At 40.0% G+C, this 21772-nt stretch carries 19 protein-coding genes; 7 read left to right on the plus strand and 12 right to left on the minus strand.

Annotated elements, in window-relative coordinates; genetic code table 11:
- Nucleotides 1-6 precede the first annotated feature (6 nt).
- From NSQ70_RS18335 to NSQ70_RS18360, 6 genes are all read right to left on the minus strand, one after another.
- Nucleotides 7-957, minus strand: coding sequence for an ABC transporter permease (locus tag NSQ70_RS18335; protein ID WP_047946708.1), 951 nt, complete (start codon nt 955-957; stop codon nt 7-9).
- Entirely contained in the window at nt 954-1883 is a 930-nt protein-coding gene (locus NSQ70_RS18340) for an ABC transporter ATP-binding protein (RefSeq protein ID WP_008347360.1), read from the minus strand. The genes NSQ70_RS18335 and NSQ70_RS18340 overlap by 4 nt, the downstream gene beginning before the upstream one ends.
- Before the next feature lie 329 nt (nt 1884-2212).
- Nucleotides 2213-2551: a zinc ribbon domain-containing protein YjdM gene (locus NSQ70_RS18345; RefSeq protein WP_039962846.1), complete on the minus strand. Its 339-nt coding sequence runs from the start codon at nt 2549-2551 to the stop codon at nt 2213-2215.
- Nucleotides 2552-2644: 93 nt separating this feature from the next.
- A complete protein-coding gene (locus NSQ70_RS18350) occupies nt 2645-3784 on the minus strand; it encodes a glycerate kinase (RefSeq protein WP_342502343.1) in 1140 nt (379 codons plus the stop codon).
- A 29-nt stretch (nt 3785-3813) separates the two neighbouring features.
- Nucleotides 3814-5085: a GntP family permease gene (locus NSQ70_RS18355; protein WP_056703976.1), complete on the minus strand. Its 1272-nt coding sequence runs from the start codon at nt 5083-5085 to the stop codon at nt 3814-3816.
- Between the two features lie 117 nt (nt 5086-5202).
- Complete coding sequence (locus NSQ70_RS18360) at nt 5203-6315, minus strand: sugar diacid recognition domain-containing protein (protein ID WP_058337137.1); 1113 nt, start codon at nt 6313-6315, stop codon at nt 5203-5205.
- Between the two features lie 160 nt (nt 6316-6475).
- Here NSQ70_RS18360 and NSQ70_RS18365 point away from each other — a divergent pair, with 160 nt between their 5' ends.
- The 5 genes from NSQ70_RS18365 (at nt 6476) to NSQ70_RS18385 (ending at nt 13385) form a co-directional block, all read left to right on the plus strand.
- Nucleotides 6476-7126 (plus strand): TetR/AcrR family transcriptional regulator, encoded by a 651-nt coding sequence (locus NSQ70_RS18365; RefSeq protein WP_008347371.1) that lies wholly within the window; start codon nt 6476-6478, stop codon nt 7124-7126.
- 69 nt (nt 7127-7195) lie between these two features.
- Entirely contained in the window at nt 7196-8449 is a 1254-nt protein-coding gene (locus NSQ70_RS18370) for an MFS transporter (protein WP_251210615.1), read from the plus strand.
- Nucleotides 8446-10773 carry an ABC transporter permease gene (locus tag NSQ70_RS18375; RefSeq protein WP_342502344.1) on the plus strand — a complete coding sequence of 776 codons (2328 nt, stop codon included), beginning with the start codon at nt 8446-8448 and terminating at the stop codon, nt 10771-10773. The genes NSQ70_RS18370 and NSQ70_RS18375 overlap by 4 nt, the downstream gene beginning before the upstream one ends.
- 13 nt (nt 10774-10786) lie before the next feature.
- The gene (locus tag NSQ70_RS18380) at nt 10787-11548 is read left to right on the plus strand and encodes an ABC transporter ATP-binding protein (RefSeq protein WP_025208278.1); all 762 of its coding nucleotides are present in this window, start codon (nt 10787-10789) and stop codon (nt 11546-11548) included.
- Between the two features lie 658 nt (nt 11549-12206).
- On the plus strand, nt 12207-13385 hold the full coding sequence (locus NSQ70_RS18385) for an aspartate phosphatase (RefSeq protein WP_024720457.1): 1179 nt from the start codon (nt 12207-12209) through the stop codon (nt 13383-13385).
- A gap of 93 nt (nt 13386-13478) precedes the next feature.
- On the opposite strand, the gene NSQ70_RS18390 is transcribed toward NSQ70_RS18385, so the two are convergent.
- The 5 genes from NSQ70_RS18390 to NSQ70_RS18410 form a co-directional block, all read right to left on the minus strand.
- Entirely contained in the window at nt 13479-14327 is an 849-nt protein-coding gene (locus NSQ70_RS18390) for a PRD domain-containing protein (RefSeq protein ID WP_008347382.1), read from the minus strand.
- A 31-nt stretch (nt 14328-14358) separates the two neighbouring features.
- Nucleotides 14359-15825 carry a glycoside hydrolase family 1 protein gene (locus NSQ70_RS18395; protein WP_342502345.1) on the minus strand — a complete coding sequence of 489 codons (1467 nt, stop codon included), beginning with the start codon at nt 15823-15825 and terminating at the stop codon, nt 14359-14361.
- Nucleotides 15826-15829: 4 nt separating this feature from the next.
- The gene (locus NSQ70_RS18400) at nt 15830-17689 is read right to left on the minus strand and encodes a beta-glucoside-specific PTS transporter subunit IIABC (RefSeq protein ID WP_039164904.1); all 1860 of its coding nucleotides are present in this window, start codon (nt 17687-17689) and stop codon (nt 15830-15832) included.
- A 344-nt stretch (nt 17690-18033) separates the two neighbouring features.
- Nucleotides 18034-18912, minus strand: a complete 879-nt coding sequence (locus tag NSQ70_RS18405) for a hypothetical protein (RefSeq protein WP_056703957.1) — start codon at nt 18910-18912, stop codon at nt 18034-18036.
- A 101-nt stretch (nt 18913-19013) separates the two neighbouring features.
- Nucleotides 19014-19907, minus strand: coding sequence for a hypothetical protein (locus tag NSQ70_RS18410; protein ID WP_047946699.1), 894 nt, complete (start codon nt 19905-19907; stop codon nt 19014-19016).
- A 182-nt stretch (nt 19908-20089) separates the two neighbouring features.
- Here NSQ70_RS18410 and NSQ70_RS18415 point away from each other — a divergent pair, with 182 nt between their 5' ends.
- Together NSQ70_RS18415 and NSQ70_RS18420 are read left to right on the plus strand one after the other, a co-directional pair.
- Nucleotides 20090-20641, plus strand: coding sequence for a PadR family transcriptional regulator (locus NSQ70_RS18415; RefSeq protein WP_008347390.1), 552 nt, complete (start codon nt 20090-20092; stop codon nt 20639-20641).
- 4 nt (nt 20642-20645) lie between these two features.
- Nucleotides 20646-21134: a DUF4188 domain-containing protein gene (locus tag NSQ70_RS18420; RefSeq protein ID WP_125589239.1), complete on the plus strand. Its 489-nt coding sequence runs from the start codon at nt 20646-20648 to the stop codon at nt 21132-21134.
- A 10-nt stretch (nt 21135-21144) separates the two neighbouring features.
- Here NSQ70_RS18420 and NSQ70_RS18425 read toward each other — a convergent pair whose 3' ends face one another.
- Nucleotides 21145-21768, minus strand: coding sequence for a CoA pyrophosphatase (locus NSQ70_RS18425; RefSeq protein WP_342502346.1), 624 nt, complete (start codon nt 21766-21768; stop codon nt 21145-21147).
- Nucleotides 21769-21772: the final 4 nt, after the last annotated feature.

Here is a 21772-nt window from a genome sequence, read left to right on the forward strand (position 1 = left end):
GTTAAATTAACCTGTTTTTACTTCTCGCTTTTGGAAGACGATTAAAGCAACCGCCAAGAAGATGGCCCAATAAATGACTAGGACCGTTAGTGAGAATCCTAGGGACATGCCTTCGATATAAGTAGGTGTTTCTGCGAAATACTGTACAGGATCGTTGGCAAACAATAAGTATTTCGCCCAATCAAAGAAGAACATCAAAATGCTTGTGATAGATGCTCCGACAACATAGGCTAAGACACTAATCGCTATGGAAATGGCCTCACTTCTAAACACCGTTGAGATGGCAAAAGAAAGTGTCCCTAATACAACAAACATAGCACAATGCGCCAAATAATAAGAGACCATATTTGCAAACTGAGACCGTTCAATGACTTCACCATTTTGATAAGCCAAATACACATAATCATGGTTTAGTCCAAAGAATATCGCACCTAAGATAAAGGATAAGATAAATAGGACAGCGATCAAGAAAAGTGAATATAGTTGAACGGTAAAGTATTTAGACAAAAGAACCTTCAACCTGGATGGCGGACGAATCAGTAATAATTTAATTGTACCATGCTTATATTCAGCCGAGACAATTGTGGCTGCAATAATAATCACAAATACACCGACCAGCTGAAGCAAATTAGCATTTGTTTTCACATAAGTCCATGCATTTTTACCGAATTGATCGGCTGGAGGTAAATCATGTTTGATTCGATACTCATTGATCGCTATATCGGTTTCAAGGGATCTCTTGTAAAATCCTATATTATCCTCTTTCAATTCTTTCTTATTTGCTTTATTGATTTCTTGCAACTCAGTTTTCCAATCACCGGATGCTTGATCTCCGTCATTTGTCTTAACAGCAAAAATCAACGTCGCAATCATACCTAAAACAAGAAGCCCAACCATAATCCAAGTACCCACACGATAACTGATTTTCATCCACTCGTTTTGAATGAGGCGAATCATACGTCTGCCTCCTTTTTACCTGTTAAGCTTAAGAACTTATCTTCTAAGGTTTGTTTTTCTATTTTGATTTCGTACAAATGAATAGAAGCTTCACTCAAATGACGAATCAATTGTGGCATTTTCTCTTCTAGGATGGAGAAGAATAAGTACTGCTCCTCTTCTCTAACTGTGATGCCTTCCTCAAATGCTTCAATGAGCTTTTGAGCTTCTTCAAGCTCACTTGATGCTACTTTCATTCGATAATTGACCAAATCATCCTGCTTCGTCTCCGCACGCTGATCCTCAATCGCAATCAGCTTTCCTTTTTGGATAATGGCGAAACGATCACACATCAATTCCATTTCTGACATGAGATGACTTGAAACAATGACAGCAAGTCCTTCTTCCTTTGCCAGCCTTCTCAAGTAATCTCGTATCATACGAATTCCCTCTGGATCTAGTCCATTGGTCGGCTCATCTAAGATTAGCAGTTTCGGTTTATGTATCAATGCCTGAGCAATCCCCAAACGCTGCTTCATTCCTAATGAAAACGTACGGACACGCTTATGTTTCACATGCTGCAAACTAACTAGTTCTAGTAGTTCATCAATTCGACCTTCATCCACTTTTCCATTCATTCTGGCAAAATGAACAAGGTTTTGTCTTGCCGTTAAATGATTATACATTTCTGGATTTTCAATAATTGCACCGACATCTTGGATGGCATGCTGATATGAGGTTTGAATACTATGGCCATTAATCAGAATGTCACCGGATGTAATGGGAGAAAGACCGACCATCATGCGAATGGTTGTCGTTTTTCCTGCGCCATTCGGCCCTAAGAAGCCAAAGACTTCGCCCGCTTGGACAGAGAAACTCAAGTCTTGAACAATCTTTTTCCCCCGAATATGCCTAGATACATTTTGCAGTTCTAAAACGTTCGTCACGTTACCTCTCCTTCTTTGTCTAAGTATCATCTATCATCTATTTCCTGATAAACACCATGATCCGTCAAAAATAGAAGAACACTTCCATATGGTACAGCAATGCCCAAAAGTTGTGAAGGGGATTAGGCAAAATTTAGAGAATCATCTGCCTTTTTTAAGGTAGAGTTAAGAAAAGCGTGAATTTTTATAAGAAAAGAGGTTTGATTTTTTTAAAAAAAGAATGATTTTCAATAGGTACATATGTATGAAATGATGTTTAAGATTATACCTTTCACCTATAAATATCGAAATAAAAAAGAGGCTGATGATCGACAGCCTCTTTTCATATATTATACTTTCTTCACAAACTCCGATTTTAACTTCATCGCGCCAAAGCTAGGAATTTTACAATCAATGTTATGATCGCCTTCGACTAAACGAATCCCTTTGACCTTCGTTCCTATTTTTAAAACCGAAGAAGAACCTTTGACTTTTAAATCTTTAATCACAGTGACCGTGTCACCATCACTTAATAGATTTCCATTCGCATCTTTGACAACAAGCTGCTCCTCTGCCACTTGTTCTTGTTCTAGCGACCACTCATGCGCACATTCAGGACAAATAAGCATGCTGCCATCCTCGTATGTATAGGTTGAACTGCACGATGGACAATTCGGTAGATTAGACATTTGTGTTTCCTCCAACTTTCTTTTTCATTTAGAACCATTTTACCACATTTCTATAGAAAGGAATGTGATAGAAAAGGAAACATTTTTCATCATTTACTTATCTCTTCCAAATGTCATGACAGCCGCAATATTCCTTGCTGTTCTCTCTACATACACACTAGCATCATGCATGGCTTCAGCCAGAGTCGTGACGCCAGGGACAATACTAAAAAGTGCATCAATGCCATGATCATGTACGACTGCACTGTCTTTTGAGAGGGACCCAGCGATACCAATGACAGGGAGTCCATATTGTTTCGCAGCTTTGGCTACACCGATTGGCGTTTTGCCGTAAATGGTCTGTTGATCAATCCGCCCTTCCCCTGTAATGACTAGGTCAGCGTCCTTTAGTACGTCAGCAAAATGTACGGCTTTCAGTACAATATCAATTCCCTTTTGCAGATCAGCCTGTAAAAAGCCTAATAAACTCGCACCAAGTCCTCCTGCCGCTCCTGCACCTGCCGCATCACCAAAGGAGACATGAAGATGCTGCTTAGCCACTTGTGCTAAATGAGATAAATTCTTGTCCAACAGTTGAACCATTTCTGTATCTGCTCCCTTTTGAGGACCGAACACAGCAGACGCTCCTCTTTCACCCGTTAAAGGATTATCCACATCACACGCCACTTCCAGACGGACAGATTGCAATCTTGGATCCAGTCGAGATAGATCAATAGAAGCTAATTGATTCAGTGATCCACCGCCCGGCGTGAGGTCTTGGCCTGCTTTATCGAGAAAAAAAGCCCCTAAACCTTGCATCATGCCAACGCCACCATCATTTGTTGCGCTTCCACCAAGCCCAATGATTAAATGCTTCGCTCCTTTATCCAGCGCTGCAAGCATTAATTCTCCTGTCCCTCTAGACGTCGTGAATAAGGGGTTCCGTTTTTCTGGCGGGACAAGATGTAATCCTGATGCTGCTGCCATCTCTATGACAGCTGTCTGACCATCTCCCAACATACCAAAAAAGGCATCCACAGGTTTGCCAAGCGGGCCTGTGACCACTTGCTTGACAATGGTTCCGCCTGTCGCATCCACTAACGATTGAACTGTGCCTTCTCCTCCATCTGCCATTGGGATTTTCATATATTCTGCATCTGGCAAAATAGAGCGAAATCCTCGTTCAATGGCACATGCTGTCTCATAAGCAGATAAACTTTCTTTAAATGAATCTGGTGCGATCACAATTTTCATCCAAAAACCCCTCGTTTCTCATTAAGTCCTCAGCCGAACAGCTGGAAAATACCAAAGATAATGGTCGATACAACGGTTAATGTCAAACCAATTAACGATTCAAAGGGCATTAATTTCAACCGTTCTTTTATATCCATTTGAACACTTCCAGCCGTTGCATGGAAAAAGCTTCCGTGTGGCATATGGTCTAGCACAGTTGCGCCAGCGTGAATCATAGCTGCGCCTGAAAGGGCAGATACACCAAGACCAATAAGAGTTCCGCTAAATACACCACTTGCAACTGCCGTCCCTGCAGTTGTCGAAGCTGTGGCTGCCGACATAAAAATTCCAGACGTTGGTGCAAGCAAGTAAGGAGGTAATCCCGAAGCGTCAAGCACCTGAATAAATACCTCTTTCATGGAAGAATTCGATACAATTCCAGCTAATGTGCCTGTACCTAGTAACATGATCGCTACACCTGACATTTTATGCAGCCCTGACATCGCATAATCATTGAGAAACTTCCCTTTTTTCATGAAAAGAGCGCCTACAATTCCTCCTATTGGTAAGGCAATCATCGGATCAATATTTATTTGAAACAACGGTCTTAAGGCTAACAAGAGAATGGTCACAAGCGGGCCAACAAGCGCTTGTAGAAAACCAGGTACTTGAACCTCGCCTTGGTCTGTTCCCTCTTCCAAAACAGGTGTCCCTTTATTCGCAAGCTTTTTGGCTAATACATACGTGACGGCTATCCCGAAAATAGCCGGTATGACACCTGCCGCCATCAGAGAAGTAAGCGGGACACCAAAAGCATCAGAGGCTGCAATGGCATTCGGATTCGGTGACATGATATTCCCTGCCTTCCCTCCTCCAATCATCGCAAGTAAAATCCCCGTTTTAGAAAGTTTTGCACGCTTGGCAATGGCAAGTGCGATTGGTGCTACTGTAATGACTGCTACATCTACAAAAACACCCACCGTTGTTAAAATCATTGTTGCAAGTGCGAGTGCTAAAAGTGCCCTCGCCTCTCCAAGCTTTTTCACGATGGCCTCCGCAATAGATAACGCAGCACCCGACTCAATTAAAACCCCTGCCAGTACACCTGCCGCCATGATTCGAAGAACAGCCGGAATCATGTCCTTTGCGCCTTCCATCATGACGTTCACGGTCTGCACAACATCTACACCGCCAACCAAACCGCCAATAAATGCGCCTGCCAGCATGCCATAAGCAGGTGATACTTTTTTTAGAATGAGAACAATAGCGATCACAAGCGCAGTCAATGCGCCCAATGTACTCACTGTCACATCTCCACCCATACTCCATCCCTCCTGATTGTCTTTTCTTAATTGTAAGCGTTTACCCATCGGGATCGAGTTGTGAATCTAGATGAACTTCTTTTATTTATTTCTTCATCCAGTTGTGCAAATGCACAATTAAGACAGTTGATTGTCCAATTGTGCTATGTACAGCTCCATCAACTGTTTCACATGACGAGGATCTTTTCCGGTCAATGCCTGGATTTTATCTAAACGATATCGCAGTGTATTACGGTGAATAAATAGACGATCAACGATTCTTTGTAAATCCCCGCCCTCTTCAATGTAAACCTTTAACGTTTGAACGAGTTCCGTTTCTTGTATCAGCGGATGATAAAAATCACTCCACCGTTTGCCCTCTTTGGCGGCTCTCGCTTTTATAAACAAGCTTTCAAGCTGATAAGATTCAAAAACATATATGCTTTCCTCTGGATGGAGCACCTTTCCTAACCGCAGGGCTTCTCTCGCATGCTGAAAGGACAACGGTAATTGACTCATGTCCTCAGCGACAGTTCCTACACCCACTAGCACTTGTCCATCAACTGCACCTGCCATTGTTTGCTGTAGCTGTTCGATCACATGCTTGAGTTGATGGTCACATATCGGCTGTCTTAACAGGATCAATTCATGACGGAAGGTCATGCCTAGTAAATCATCCGCATTCTTATCGTATTGAATGGCATGCATCATTTTGTGTACAGTGTCCTCAGACGATGGAATTGGCTGAAAAACAATAGCCATTCGCCGCTTGTCTAAATCCATTCCAAGCCAGTCAGCACGGTGCTTCAGCTGATGATCACCCATGTCAGACTCGGAGATGAGCTGATTCACAATTTCACTCTCTATTCGCTGCCGCCACTGGAAGCGTTCAAGTAGAAAAGACTGCTCTAATACGAGCTCAGCTGCCATTTTCACCATCTCGGCATGATGACGAATGCCCTCTGGTTCACCCGTAATCCCAATGACACCAACAACTTGTTCCCGAAAGCAAATAGGCAGATTGATTCCAGGTCTCACGCCTTTTAAGCGGCGGGATGTCTCCTGATCAATCTCCACACTATCTCCGCTTGACAGCACTAGACGTGCTCCATCATGTTTTTGTCCAATCCTTTTTCGTTCACCAGACCCAATAATGACACCATCTGCATTCATGACATTGATGTTTTGATGTAAAATATGCATCGTACGTTCAACCATCTCTTGCGCCAATTCACTGGTTAAAAATTGCATTCAGCATCTCTCCTGAAGGGGTTTTCATTCAATGTATCATAGTGTCATTGCACAATAAATGCAAAGCTTCAAAAAACAGCCGTTGACAAAGATACGCCAAAAAGTGTTTAATCAAATCAAGGGACCGACCGACAGTCTAATCAAAAGAAAGGATGGCTTTATGAGAACCGTTAAACATCCTGAGGAACGCAAAAATGACATCTTAAATGCAGCAGAGAAGCTTTTTTCAACCAAAGGCTATCAGCAAACCACGATTATTGACATCCTCAAAGCCGTTGGCATTGCAAAAGGCACATTCTATTATTACTTTACTTCCAAAGAAGAAGTGATGGATGCAATCATTGATCGGATCATAAAGGCAGATATCATCGAGGCAAAGCGTATTGCCGCTGATCCAGATATCTCAGTGGTTGATAAATTATTTCGCATCATCATGGCACAATCTCCTAAACAGGGCAGCCATAAAGAAGGCATGATTGAACAATTTCATCAGCCTGCTAATGCAGAGATGCATCAAAAAAGCTTGATCAAAGCCATTACAGAGCTATCACCCGTTTTAGCAGAAGTCATTCAGCAAGGGGTAGAAGAAGGGATATTTCAAACAGATTACCCGCAAGAAACTGTCGAATTTCTCCTCGCTTCTGCACAGGTTATCTTTGATGAGGGACTTTTCCAATGGACCACAGCGGAAAGCATACAACGAGCTCTAGCATTTATCGCAATCCTTGAAGCCTCATTACATGCAGAAAAGGGAAGTTTCTCCTTCCTTCTCCAACGTTTAACTGGAGAACCGGAAGACAATAATCAGTGATTGGTCACTTCAATACCAATCCTGCATACATTATAGACTGACGGTCGGTCTAAAAGGAGAGTGATTTTCATGTCGTTATCAGCCAAAAATGGCTCCACCCATTTTATCTATCTCGTTCTCGGGCAAATTATTTCCGTTTTCGGGTCTTCCTTGATTCGTTTTGTTCTATCTTTACACGTCTTGGATATGACACATCGTGTTGATTTATATGCTCTGCTTTTCGCTTTATCCAATATCCCGCTCCTCCTTTCGCCATTAGCAGGAGCAATTGCTGACCGGTTTAACAGAAGAAATTTGATGATTTTATTTGATGTTCTTACTGGCATTATGATTCTGTCTTTTTATTTCTGGTTATTTTCAGGTCATGATTCACTTTATATGATTGGAGCCGTCATGATTCTCCTTGGTGTCATGAGTACGTTTTATGCTCCTGCTGTGATGTCCAGTATTCCTCAGCTAGTGAAAGAAGAAAAATTAGAACAAGCGAATGGCATCGTGAATGGCGTACAGGCCCTTTCAGGTGTTGTCGCTCCTATCATTGGCGGCGTTTTATACGGACTCATTGGGAGCCAGGTCATCATAGGCGTTAGCAGCATTGTATTTTTTCTATCAGCATGCATGCTTTTACGGTTAAATATCTCTTTCTCACCTAGCCCACTCGCAGAACCGATGACCAAAGTACTCTTGAAAGATATGAAACAAGGCTTTTCCTATATCGGAAGCCAGTCATTTTTAAAAAGAGCCATGCTGCTTGCAGCGCTACTAAATTTCATCCTCACACCATTTTTTATCGTTGGAGGTCCCATTATTTTAAGGGTCACAATGAAAAGCAGTGACATCATGTATGGAATAGGAATGGGCATCATTGAGTTTGCCGTCATCGCAGGCGCCCTGCTAGTTGGTCTTGTAGCGAAACATTGGCGGATTCCTACTTTGTATCGCTGGCTGCTCGTCATCGCAGTCATTTTGCTGCCTGTTGCTTTTTCAACATCCAAGATGGCTCTTCAATTTGGTACATTTCCAGCCTATTTTCTCTTTTTAGCAGGGTGTCTCCCAATTGCCATGCTGCTCACCATGATTTCGATCGTTGTCATCTCACATGTGCAAAAGAAAACACCCAATGCTCAATTAGGAAAAGTCATGGCCAATCTAACAATGGTCTCTCAATGTGCTGCACCGCTCGGTCAAATGATGTACGGGTTCTTGTTCAACACTTTTGCCGCTAGCATGTATGTGACCGTGTTAATCGTCAGTGCCTTGATGTTTGCACTTGCCTTCCTTACAAAAAATATGCTTCGACACGAAGGAGAATCAGCCTCATGAGATTGACGTTTATCAAGAAAGACCTAACCCGCCACCGTCTCATTTCAATCGGCTTAACCCTTTGCATCATGATGACATCATTTTTAGCAACAAGCGCTGCGCAAATGACGGCCCAGCTGAATGGTTCCATTTCTGATCTACTCCAATCAGCCAAAGCACCAGACTTTGTCCAAATGCACGATGGCAGCTTAGATGAAAAAGCGGTCGATATATTTTCAAGTAAACAGTCGATGGTGAAGGCACATCAAATTGTTCCAATGATTCCGATCGAACACGTCAGCATCAAGTTCGGGCAGGAGCCTGCTCAAGCGGGTGTGATGGATCATTTATTTGTAAAGCAAAATCGCTATTTTGATTTCCTTTTAAACGAACGAAATGAAAAGCTCACTGTAAATAAAGGAGAAGTAGCAGTCCCTATTTATTTTCAACAAAAATACCATTTAAAGATTGGCGAAAGGTTACTCATTTCAAAAGGCTCTCATCAATTCTCTTTTCAAATCAAAACGTTCTTACGAGATGCCCAAATGAATCCAAGTCTTGTCAGTTCAAAGAGGTTTCTTCTGCATGATGCGGACTGGGTAGCACTGAATCAAGTGTTTCAAAAAAAGGAGTACTTAATTGAATTTTTATTGCATGATGCTAGTCAAGCAGATGCTTTTCAATCACTCTATCAATCATCTGAGCTGCCACAACAGGGGCCTGCTGTCACATTACCCCTGCTTCGCATGCTGAATGCCCTAACAGATGGTATGGTGATCGCCATTCTCCTTCTTGTTTGCTTTCTGCTCATTAGCATTTCCCTCCTCTCTCTTCGTCTCGCTATGACCGCCGCTATAGAAGAGGATGAACGTGAAATTGGAATCTTAAAAGTACTAGGAATCCCTTTATCAAAAATCAAACAATTATACGTTGGGAAGTATGCTGTGCTTGCCTGTATAGGGTGTATAGCAGGATATTTGATGACACTCATGTTTGGTGATTTGTTTACAGCCAATATTCAGCAATATATGGGGAATCGCTTCTCTTTTATTCATCAGGTGATTCCGCTTTTGGTGTCAATTTTGACGGCAATGATCGTCATCTCATTCAGCTATACTGTCCTAAGGAGATTTGGTCAAATATCAGCCGCTCAAGCTATTCAAGGCGGCATAAGCTCACCAAGCCGTAAAAAACAAATTCCTATGCACCTCCAGAAAAACAGATTCCTCCCAGTCAATTTTTGGTTTGGCTTGAAAGATCTGTTCTCGCGAATAAAGATGTATTCAACAATTACCTGTATTATTGCGCTTTGTACATTTTTAATGTTAATGCCGATTCAGTTATGGTACACATTACAATCACCAGATTTCATCACATATCTTGGCTCTGGAAAAAGTGACCTTCGAATTGATATTCGGCAGGGAAATGATTTAGAGAAAAGTACAAATAAAATAGAGTCTATGATTAGCGAAGACCAAGACATTCAAACATCTGCCGTCTATGAAACCACTTCTCTACAAGCCAAAACAATGGAGAATACATTAGAAACGCTCTATTTAGAAACAGGTGATCTATCAGCATTCCCTCTCACCTATTTACAAGGACGGGAACCGTTGAAGGAGGAAGAGATTGCTTTATCGGTGTTGAGTGCTGACTCACTTCAGAAAAAGATAGGCGAAAAAGTCACTCTCGCCACAAATGGACAGCAAGTTCAAAAAATGGTTACCGGCATTTATCAAGACGTCACCAACGGAGGGAAAACAGCTAAAGCATTATCTCAGCCTTTTCCTCATTCATCCCTTTGGAAAACCATTCAAATACAATTAAAACAAGGAATAGATATGGCAGAGAAAAAAGCAGCACTTGAAACAAATATGTCTCCTGCAAAAGTGACAGATATGAAAGAATATGTGCATCAAACAATAGGAAGCACCGCATCTCTAGTAAAAGTGATTGCATTATTTTCAACCATCGCAGCTTTTGGAACAGCCAGCCTAATGTTAATGATGTTTCTGCACATGTTAAGGGCGAAAGATTTAAATCGTACTCACTTGTTAAGGACGATTGGTTTTTCTCAAAAAGATTTAACCTATCAATACTTAACAAGTTTTATCGTCGTTCTCTCTATTGGTGCCTTCATTGGAGCAATCGCTGTTCATACTATTGGTCCGGCATTGATGAGTGCAGGCGGAGCATCATTAGGAGCATCCAGCCTTCAGTGGTTAGCCCCGAAATGGGTTTGGATCGTGTATCCTCTCCTGCTGTTTATAGTGAATTTAACTGTCATCTCGTGGTTATTGAAGTCCTTTTTTTCTAGTAAAATCAGTCGTCATACTCTTTCATAAGGAGATGTTTCACATGGAACAATTAATTGAAGCGAAGCAATTGTCTTTACAAATTGATTCATTAAAAGGACAAAAACAGACCATTCTTAGAAATATTCACTTAACCATTAAACGTGGAGAATTTGTCACCATTATGGGACCTTCAGGGTGTGGAAAAACCTCTTTGCTTTATCAACTTAGCGGTATAGAGACATCCTCCAGAGGGGAAATCAAATATAAAGGTCAACTGCTATCAGAAATGACAGACAAACAGTTAACAGCTTTACGCTTATCAGAGATGGGATTCGTCTTTCAACACAGCCACTTACTAAAAAACCTCACTCTATTTGATAACATCATTGCTGCAGCTTACTTAGCGAAGAAAATGCCGAGAAAAGAAATCAATGAACGAGCGAAATATTTAATGGAGAAACTTGATATTGATCATTTAGCTGATAGATATTTATCAGAAGTATCAGGAGGACAGCTCCAAAGAGCCTCTATCTGTCGAGCTCTTATGAATGAACCAAACATTCTTTTTGCCGATGAGCCCACAGGTGCTCTTAATTCAAGCACCACAAAGGAAGTCATGGATATTTTTTCACAAATCAATTCTGAAGGAACAACTCTGCTTCTCGTCACCCATGATCCAAAAGTGGCCCTTTGCTCTGAAAGAATTTTGTTTATGAATGACGGTGAAATTTCAGCCCATTTAAATTTAGGAAAATACGATCGCTTTACCGCTGAGAAACGAGAGGCCTTGTTAAACAAGTGGTTACAAAACTTAGGGTTTTAATTGGTGTCAAACAGGCAGAAAGCTGCCTGTTTTATTTTTTCTTACACTCAAAGGAGTAATCCATAGTCAAACTATTTGTTTCCAGTATGATTTTGCCATCTTCTTGTTGACAAGATTCTGTCAGCAACTCAATTTCTTTGCTATAAAAGTATCTCTTTGAGATATAAAGAGTGACTAAAACAAGTAAAAGCGTCGTCATCACAATTGTCATTTGCCAGTTTAACATTTGAAATCTTTTTTTCATTTCAACATCCTTTCTGAAAGGTTAACACTTGTCTCGGATATTCACCTTTCTCTGTAACTTCCAGTTTCTTTTCCAAAATCATCTAGCAACATCATAACTGATTTTCCCTTCTAGATCGACCTTTCATTGTTCTTCTCTCATAGCTAAAAAAGCTTTATTTCATATATTCGGATGGTATTTTCGACCATAAACTTAAAACTAATAGTATCTATCACGTTTTTAGACTTCCAAAAAAAGATTTTACTCATTTGAATAAACAATAAATCATCAATACAATAACGTACATCTCATGACATAAGGTCCTTTTTATTACCTCCTGTCAATCACCTCCCAGAAACGATTATATTTTACCAAAAATTGTGATATCGTTTTTTATTGAAACAGGCGAAAGGATGTTAAAGAGGTGAAATTTCCATGAAAATCATTTCAGCTGAACAGGTGGGGAACCGTTTAAATGATTGGCGAATTGCCATTCGTAAGCATGATGTGCACAATGCAAAGACAATCTACACAGAATTAAAGGAATTACTTCAAGAGATGGAAGAGAATCAGGAGGTCTTGACTTACTATTCATTGCTAGAAGGCAAGTTTAAGCTCATGTTATATGAACGAAGAGGTAAAAAACTGAATGAACCGACAGTGCTAGAATACCCTTCTAAAACAAACGACTTAATTGAATATTATTTTTACCTATATAAAGCCCTTTACGCTTCATATAACAGAGACTATGCATCAGCCATCGGACTGTTTAAAATTGCTGAGAAAAAACTACAAAACATTCCTGATGAAATAGAAGTAGCAGAATTCCATACGAAGGTCGCAAACCTATATATGATGCTTCGCCAAAGCCTGATTTCACTTCATTATATTCAGAATGCTATCGATATTTTCAAAGGTCATGATGGCTATGAAAGAAGACTGGCAGCAGCTTTTGTGATCGCAGCCACCAACTTCATGGATATTGGCGATTTCAAAAGAGCTGAGAATTACTACACAAAAGCATTACACATCTCAAATCAATTAAACGATCATTTTTTAGCATCACAGCTTTATCACAATATCAGTATTCTATATGCCGAAGTTGGAGAATCAAAAAAATGTATTGATGCCCTAGAAAAGGCTCTTAGTGATGATGACTACCTTTCATCTTGTTATTTCGAACACTCCATGTTTATGTTACTAAAAGAGCTACTCTCCATTGATGAAAAGTCGCAAGCTCTCTATTATTTTGAATTAGTCAAACAAAAACAAGAAATAGACAGAAACCCCATCTATACAGCAAAAATGAATTTTCTCTATCACCTATATTTCACTGAAGACATATCCAAAAAAGCTCAAACCTGTTTCGATGACATCAGTATTCTGAAAGAATTAAAAGATGTTGAAGGTGCCCGTGAATTAAGTGCACTAGCTGCCAAACACTTTGAAGAGCTAGGTTCAATTCACCAAGCATACCTCTTTTTGAAGGATGCCTATCAATTAGAACACACTACACTTAATTGGAGGAATTATGATGAAAAAAGTGAGTTTACTCATTTTCGCTTTAGCCATCGTTGTTTTCGGACAAACGGTGTCTTACAATTCGTTAAATGATACAAATCTTGGCCCAACAGAACGACCTATCGGAACATAAACCGATACAATACAAATAACCACTTGCCTCGTTACAAGGCAAGTGGTCCACATTTATTTTAGTTCTTGATAAGAAATGAGGCGGTGAATATGTACCGCCAGATACGTAAGTTCGTCATTAGGAATAACAATACTATGCACCTGTTTAATATAATCTTTGATTTTGAAAGCTACATCCATCGCTTGAGGATACAAGTGTGCAATTTGTTCAAACAACTCATTTTCTTGATCTGATAATAATTTATTTGCGTAAAATCTTTCAACAAAGAATTTCACATGTGTAATAAATCGGCTGTAATGAATATTCTCTTGATCCATTTTCATATTCAACGTATAGCGGACAAGATTCACAATACTTCCGATCATCTTGGCATACTTCATGCCATCTTTGGAATCGGACTCTTCACCTAACGCATTAATTAAATGGAAGGCGATATTGGCCGCTTCTTCCTTTGGTAATTGTATGCCCAATGTATTGTTGACTAACTCAAGCGCATAATTACCTACTTCAAATTCTTCGGTATAGTAGTTTTTGATTTCCCAGTATACTCGATTTGTAATATTAATATTCTTCTTGTGCCGTTCTACTGCAAAATTCAAGTGGTCCATCAAGGTAAAATAGACACCAGAATTCAGACTTGAGTTTAAGCGTTTTTCAGCATATTGAACAATATGCTGAGTTAAATCGATAAACTCTTGTGGCATTGAATCTAATAGTTGGAGAAATTCCTTCGCTCTCATGTTATCGACAGACATAAACACTTGATCTGCCTTCTTTTCTTCAATCATTTGACCTGGTTTTTGTCCATAACCAATCCCACGGCCGAATAGAACCATCTCCTGTTGGTTCTGATCTTCAGCCAGAACCACACTCGAGTTTAAAACTTTTTTGATTTTAAACATCGTCATCACCTGTTTTCATGATTGTGGTTTTTCAATCAAGCGATTCACCATTTGTTTCAATGACCTTTTTGTACCAATAAAATGAGTCTTTACGAGAACGTTTTAATGTACCGTTTCCATCGTCATCTTGATCTACATGAATGAACCCGTATCGTTTTGACATCTGTGATGTACCTGCACTAATAATATCAATTGAGCCCCAGCTCGTATATCCGAAGAGGTCAACGCCTTCTTCCACCGCTTCTCTCATTTGGCGGAAATGCTCTTTGAAATAGTTAATACGATAATCATCGTGAATTGATCCATCACTTTCAACAACATCTTTTGCACCCATGCCGTTTTCTACAATGATCAGTGGCTTTTGATAACGATCATATAATTCTATTAAAGAAATTTTCAGACCAACCGGATCAATTTGCCATCCCCAATCAGTAGATGGAAGGTAAGGATTTTTGACCCCACGGATGGTATTTCCATCCGTTTTTTCTAATCCTTCATCAGCTGATTCAGTTAAAGACATATAATAGCTGAACGAGATAAAATCTACTGTATTTTCTTTTAAAATAGAAAGATCATCTGATTCCATTTGGATATGAATGTTTTTTCTCTCAAGCATGCGCTTGATAAGCGGCGGGTATTCACCAAATACCTGAACATCTGCATAGAAATAGTTTTCTAAGTTTTGTTTCAATGCCCGCTCCACATCATTCGGATGACAAGTGTGCGGATACGTTGTTAATTTTGTCAGCATACACCCTATTTGACTGCCTGGTATGATGCGATGACAATCTGCTGTTACAAGTGCAGAGGCAATGAATTGATGATGGAGTGCTTGATAAACCGTCTCTTCCTCTTTCCCTTCTGGGCAGCGATCAGGAATAATTCCTGCTGTAATAAAAGAGTGGCGGTGAATACTATCTATTTCATTAAAGGTAAGCCAATATTTCACATCATGTTTATAGCGTTCAAAACATACATTGGCGAACTTAACAAAGAGATCAACGACTTTTCTTTCAACCCAGCCATTATATTTCACGCTCAGTGCTAACGGCATTTCATAATGTGACAGCGTCACAATCGGTTCTATGTTGTGTTTTTTCATTTCTGCAAATAAACGATCGTAAAATTGGAGTCCTTTTTCATTTGGTTCTTTCTCTTCTCCAGTTGGAAAGATACGGCTCCATGCAATAGAAATGCGAAGAGTTTTAAAACCCATTTCAGCAAATAGAGCCAAATCCTCTTTATAGTGATGATAGAAATCAACACCTCTGCGCTTTGGATACTTTTTATCATCTGGGTCTTTCATCGCTCGATCTATATTTTCAGAAGTAACAGCTAGATGCCCTTCATAATCTTCTACACTCAAATTAGACCTGTACATCGCAATATCAGCAACAGATGGGCCCTTTCCATCTACATTCCAAGCGCCTTCTGCTTGGTTGGCGGCAATGGCGCCGCCCCATAAAAATCCTTTTGGAAAACCTTTTATTGTCGTCATATGTTTAGCCTCCTAATTGGGTGATAACCATCAATGTATCTTGGCGATTGACCTCTTGTAATGGCTGTACCTTAATATCATATTGATCTGTATTCGTGATGACAGCAAGCGTAACTGGATCGTATCCTGCTTCCATGATTTTTTCTACATCAAATTCAATGAGTAAATCCCCTGCTTGTACACGATCTCCTGCCTGCACTTTTGGATAAAAATACTGTCCTTCCAACTGTACAGTATCAATGCCAATGTGGAATAATACTTCCACCCCTTTGTCCGTTTTCATACCAAGTGCATGGTTTGTTTCGAACAGCAAAGTGACCTCACCATCTACTGGTGCATATAACGCTCCTTCTGAAGGAACAATGGCAATTCCGTCTCCCATGACCTTTGAAGAGAAAATATCATCTTTTACTTCAGATAGAGAGATCATTTGACCAATCACAGGGCTTTTGAAAGTTTCCCCTGCTCCAATTTGTTCAGCAAATGCTTCTTGATCATTTGTCTTTTCTTCTACTTTTTTATCCTTACCTAATACAAAAGCAGCGATAAAAGCAACAACGAAGGAAATGACAGCTCCAATGACAGCAAACATTAGATTTCGTGGAAGCTCATCTGATATAAACATCGACATACTTGCTAATCCAGGACCAACAAGTACAAAAGCTTGTATACCAACTAATCCAATGAAGATCCCGCCAACAAACGAACCAATCATGACACTTCCAAGTACGCGTTTATTTTGAAGTGTCACACCATACAAAGCAGGCTCTGTGATGCCAAAAAATGCTGAAATTCCTGCCGAAATGGCTGTTGATCTGAGTACCTTGTCTTTCGTGCGTAGTGCCACTGCGAAACATGCTCCACTTTCCGCAATATTATGCGCAAGTGATGCTGGTAAATAAAGCGCTTCTTTCCCGAGGTTCCCCATCGTTGTCACTGCATAAGGGACCATTGCTTTGTGCATGCCTGATGCAACCATAAACGGGAGTACCGCTGCTAAAATTGCGACAGCTACCCAGCCTACTGTATTAAACATCGCAAGAATAACGGATGAAAACCCTTGTCCTGCTGTAAAACCAAGTGGTCCTAATAACAGTAACGTAACTGGTACAGTAATGACTAATGACATCATTGGGACAAAGAAAATCCGAATTGGTTTTGGTGAAAATCGTGTGAAGAATTTTTCCATTTGAGCGTAAAGCAATACAGAAAGGATTGCTGGAAACACTTGATACGCATAAGCTATATTTTTTACGTCGAATGACATTAATTGCGCACCTTCAGTAAGCATGGCTGTCATGTTCGGAAGAAGGAGTGCACCGACTGCTGATAATGCGACCAGTGGGTTTACCTTTAGTTTATTTGCCGTTGTGACAGCGACTAGTAATGGCAGGAAGTATAGTGGTGCGTCACCCACCATATTCAGTATTTGATAGGTTTGGCCTTTTGCATCCACCCAGCCTAATAAAGAGAAAAGGAGAAGAAATGATTTTAAAATTCCTCCGCCTGCGATAGCCGGAACAAGCGGCTGGAAGACACCCACAATGAAATCTAATAGAACTGTGCCTGCTTTTCTTTTTTCTTTTGGCTGATTGGATGGCACGCCTTGCCCGGATGAGCTGCCGCCCATTAAATTTGTTACCTGTTGATACACTTCAATCACGTCATTCCCAATGACCACTTGGCATTGTCCTGACATTCTGACAGCTATGACACCTGGTGTTTTTTCTAATGCTGGTACATCTGCTTTTTTCTGATCAATTAGTGTGAAGCGAAGTCTTGTTGAGCAGTGTTCAAGGTGTGCAATGTTTTCTTTACCACCTACATGCTGTAAAACATCTTTGGCGACTTGTGTGTAATCCATTTTTTCTTCTCCTTTTCTCATACATGAGACCTATATTTTGGCAATAAAAAAAGGATCTAAAACGACAAATTAAAGAAATTCATCGTTTTTAGATCCTGCCTGCATGACCAGTCACATGTCTAATTTATTTATATTGGATTTGTTTTTAGTATATATTGATTATATGAAAGCGTCAACATTTATTTTTCTAAAAATTATTAAGGTCTATATACCTAAATTAATTTTCTTTAATTTAGTTGAAGCAACCTTTCTCACTTTTTTTATACACCAATATTTTTTATCATCAATAAGAACTCTTTATTAATAAAAAACCAGATAAGTTCACTCATCTGGTTTCATATCATCTATTTTTTTCTTTCTTCCGCCTGCTTTTTGAATGCTTTCGCTTGTTTTTGGTATTCCTGTTTCGTAACCGCTTTTAACTCTACAGTACCGCCTGTCATTTTAAATGGAAGTTTGATTGATTTTACATCTCGATCAGTGGAACCTTTAATGATCCCATCTTCAATTGAAGGCTCATGGCCCATTACAAAATTTCTTCCATCCGTATCACCCATGACTTCTAATCTCATTTCTTTATAAGGCTTACACTCTTCTCCGGGAACAGTTGTGATTAGAAGGAAGCCGGACCATCCAAGCTCAATATGCATGGTTTTCACCTGTAAAAATAGTTGTTTGTCCTTTGCCGTATAGAGAAAACCATATACTTTCGCCACTTTCTCCTTGAAGTTTCTCATACTATCATAAAACCTATCTTCAGCGGTATCGAATAGATAATCATATCGTTTTTGAATCTCTTTATGATATTTATCTAGCTTTTTTTGATTGATTGCCTTATATATCATGCCTTTCTTTTCACCTTGTTTTTTTACTGAAAGGTCTTTTCCTGAAAAGTGAACTTCGTATACGATCGTTTCTTTACCTTGTGTGACTTTGAATTCATACCCATTTTCTTTTGAACTGCCAGATACGACAAATTGTTTTTTATAGATTTGCGGATCCCACCTCACTTCTTCTATATACTTTTCATTCAAATGCCCCGTTACTTTGCCTTTATTCTCAGATATCTCAAACCAGCTCATTCTATCCTTCGTTTTATACGCAAATGCATAGGCATGATTTAATGAATTCTTTTGTGCGATTGCTTGATATGCTGTCCAGCCGCCTCCACCTAAGATGAGTACTGCCAGGATAGACACGACCCACATTTTCAGTTTACTCATACGTACCTCCACTCAAATATGTTTTGAAAAACCTTCATGATCCCTATTTATTCTGATCGCCCTGAAATCCCATTCACAACATTCATCTGTTCCAACACGATCTACTTTTGCCATTCTTTCGCCTTCTTTTTGAATGCTTCTGTTTGTTCTTGATATTCCTCTTTCGTGACCGCTTTAAATTCTATTGTCCCGCCTGCCATTTTAAAAGGAAATTTAATGTATGTGGCGTCTCGGTCAGTTTCACCTAAAATAAAACCCTTTTCAATTGCAGGATAAGTACTCAAATCAAACATCATCCCATCTGAAACTCCACCGGCTGTATGTTTCGTTTCTTTATAAGGTTCACCACCATCTCCTGGGGCCTTTCTCATTAGAAAAGAACCTGCCCATTCAGACTGCATATACATTCGTTTTACTTTTAGAAATAGTTGGTACGAACCATCCTCTGCCGTATACAGATAACCATAAGCGCCTGTTACTTTCTTAATGAAGTTTCGTACATAATCATGAAATCTATTTTCCGTGTCATCCATCAGTTTCTCATATCGAGTATGAATGTCCTGTTGAACAGCACGTAGGTTTTTTTGATCAACTGCTTTGTATGTGATGCTGTGCTTTTCACCTTGTTTTTTCACAGAAAGATCCTTTTCGGCAAGGTGAACTTCATATGTGACCGTTTCTTTCCCTTGCTTCACATAAAATTCGTAACCGTTTTCAATTGATTTCCCAGTTAATTGATATTTGTTGATAAATAGATTGGGATCATAATGCCTTTTCGGATTTTCCTCTAAAATGGTTTCATTCAGATGACCTGTTACTTTTCCGTTTCTTTCCGTTACCTTGAACCAGTTCACACGATCATGAGTCTTATATGCAAAGGCGTAGGGATGATTCAAACCACTCTTTTTTGCGATTGCTTGATAGGCTATCCAGCCGCCTCCACCAATCAGTAGTACCGCCAGAATAGTCATGATCCAGATTTTCGATTTACTCATATGTCCCCTCCAAACTATGATCGTTCACTCTATATGAAGGATTCATCTCATTGATTAACAAATCAGTGATCTCTTCACCTCCTTTCTAGCATTTATTTTTTTCTCATACCTCTTGTATCTGCAGTTAAACATCGTTTATTATATATCTAAATGATATATCTTTTAGATAGGTGTGTTAATCAATGAAAAAATACAATGATACGACGTATGCGATTTTGGGGATTTTGACGACAGATTGTAAGTCTGGGTATGAAGTGAAGCAATTAATTGATAGGAGCTTGCATCACTTTTGGAAAATTAGTTATGGACAAATTTATCCAGCTTTAAAGTTAATAGTCGAGGAAGGGCTGGCGAAGGTTTCACCCGCTTCTACAACTGGCCGCTCAGACAAGCGTGAGTATCATCTGACTGAAAAAGGGCTGGACACGTTGAGGCAATGGCTGGCGCAGCCGCTCGATCAAGTACCATCAGAACGAAATGAAGTGTTATTAAAGTTATTCTTTGGTCAATATCTTTCGTTTGAGAAAAAATTGGTGCTTTTACAGGATTATGAGAGGCAGCTCCGTATCCGTTATGAGACATATGTTGCGATTGAACAAAACATTCAAGAGCTGTATCCAGATGAAGCTGATGCGAAGTATTGGCTGTATACGTTAGATTACGGAAAGAAAGTGGCGCAGGCTGGAATTGATTGGTGCGTGGAGACCTGTGAATCGATGAAGAAAGAAGGATGAACAAGTGAAAAAAAATATACGAGCTGGCAGGTATACAACAGACAATTCTGAACCGATTGTTGTGTTCATTATCGGAATGAGAATCAATAAACGCTGGGCTGTCCATCAATGGCTGCCAGTATTTAAGGCGATGCCGGGGATGATCAAAGAACTTTATACACATCAAGAAGAACTTGGTTTTCTCGGGACAGAAAATTACTTCGGTTTACGCACCACCACCATGATCCAATATTGGAAATCAACAGAGGACCTCCTTGCCTACGCCAAGATGGAGAAGCATTTGGCTGCTTGGAAAGGATTTAACCAAAGAGCACGAAATAATGACGCGGTCGGAATTTATCATGAAACGTATCAAATTCAAGCCGGCTCATATGAATCTATCTACGTGAACATGCCTTCATATGGATTGAGCCAAGCTAAAGCGCCCATCCTAATTGGAAAAGGGAATGGAAAAGAAACCGCAAAAGAACGCCTTTCCACAACAAATTCCTAGAGCTGATTCTCTAGGAATTTCTTTTTGCAACCATCACAAAATGTTTTAATATGCGGGCAGTTAATCCCCAAATGGTGTAACGATCGTAATCATAAAACCACTCCTCAATCGAACGACTCCCCCAGCTGTATTTTTCACCATTCATGATTTTTTCATAAGGAAAGTCCTCTCCTGGTGTTGGCTGCACCGATACATGGTGTAAGTACGGTTCGTATTGGCTGAGCCATGATAGAGGCACAGTAAAGGTCTCCTCTACTTCTTCTTGATTAAAGAAATGTTTGACCTGCTGTTCATCAATGATTCCGACAAATGGATATACCACAAAGGATGGAGAGGCAATATAAGGACTGAGCTGCCCTAACACCTTGACGGATTCGGGCGGAATCCCTAGTTCTTCATATGTTTCCCGCAGTGCAGCTTCTTGTGCGGTTTCGTCGCCGTCGAGTTTGCCGCCAGGGAAGCTAATATCGCCAGGCTGTTTTCTCATCGTCAGTGATCGCACTTCAAATAAAACATGCCATTCCCCGTTTACTTGCACCAAAGGGACAAGGACTGCCGCTTTGAACGCTGTCTCTTCTCCGATAAATAGCGGCTGTGATTGATGTAAGTCACTTTTTAATTGATCAATGAACATGGGC

This window comes from Bacillus sp. FSL R5-0397 (assembly GCF_038593395.1).
Classification (GTDB): Bacteria; Bacillota; Bacilli; order Bacillales; family Bacillaceae; genus Bacillus; species Bacillus altitudinis.

Coding starts and splice junctions, on each gene's coding strand:
- NSQ70_RS18395 (WP_342502345.1), bottom strand. CDS start 15,825: ATGACGACAATAAAAGGTTTTCCAAAAGGATTTTTATGGGGCGGCGCC.
- NSQ70_RS18425 (WP_342502346.1), bottom strand. CDS start 21,768: ATGTTCATTGATCAATTAAAAAGTGACTTACATCAATCACAGCCGCTA.
- NSQ70_RS18345 (WP_039962846.1), bottom strand. CDS start 2,551: ATGTCTAATCTACCGAATTGTCCATCGTGCAGTTCAACCTATACATAC.
- NSQ70_RS18410 (WP_047946699.1), bottom strand. CDS start 19,907: ATGAGTAAATCGAAAATCTGGATCATGACTATTCTGGCGGTACTACTG.
- NSQ70_RS18400 (WP_039164904.1), bottom strand. CDS start 17,689: ATGGATTACACACAAGTCGCCAAAGATGTTTTACAGCATGTAGGTGGT.
- NSQ70_RS18355 (WP_056703976.1), bottom strand. CDS start 5,085: ATGGGTGGAGATGTGACAGTGAGTACATTGGGCGCATTGACTGCGCTT.
- NSQ70_RS18415 (WP_008347390.1), top strand. CDS start 20,090: ATGAAAAAATACAATGATACGACGTATGCGATTTTGGGGATTTTGACG.
- NSQ70_RS18360 (WP_058337137.1), bottom strand. CDS start 6,315: ATGCAATTTTTAACCAGTGAATTGGCGCAAGAGATGGTTGAACGTACG.
- NSQ70_RS18380 (WP_025208278.1), top strand. CDS start 10,787: ATGGAACAATTAATTGAAGCGAAGCAATTGTCTTTACAAATTGATTCA.
- NSQ70_RS18350 (WP_342502343.1), bottom strand. CDS start 3,784: ATGAAAATTGTGATCGCACCAGATTCATTTAAAGAAAGTTTATCTGCT.
- NSQ70_RS18365 (WP_008347371.1), top strand. CDS start 6,476: ATGAGAACCGTTAAACATCCTGAGGAACGCAAAAATGACATCTTAAAT.
- NSQ70_RS18335 (WP_047946708.1), bottom strand. CDS start 957: ATGATTCGCCTCATTCAAAACGAGTGGATGAAAATCAGTTATCGTGTG.
- NSQ70_RS18375 (WP_342502344.1), top strand. CDS start 8,446: ATGAGATTGACGTTTATCAAGAAAGACCTAACCCGCCACCGTCTCATT.
- NSQ70_RS18385 (WP_024720457.1), top strand. CDS start 12,207: ATGAAAATCATTTCAGCTGAACAGGTGGGGAACCGTTTAAATGATTGG.
- NSQ70_RS18370 (WP_251210615.1), top strand. CDS start 7,196: ATGTCGTTATCAGCCAAAAATGGCTCCACCCATTTTATCTATCTCGTT.
- NSQ70_RS18405 (WP_056703957.1), bottom strand. CDS start 18,912: ATGAGTAAACTGAAAATGTGGGTCGTGTCTATCCTGGCAGTACTCATC.
- NSQ70_RS18390 (WP_008347382.1), bottom strand. CDS start 14,327: ATGTTTAAAATCAAAAAAGTTTTAAACTCGAGTGTGGTTCTGGCTGAA.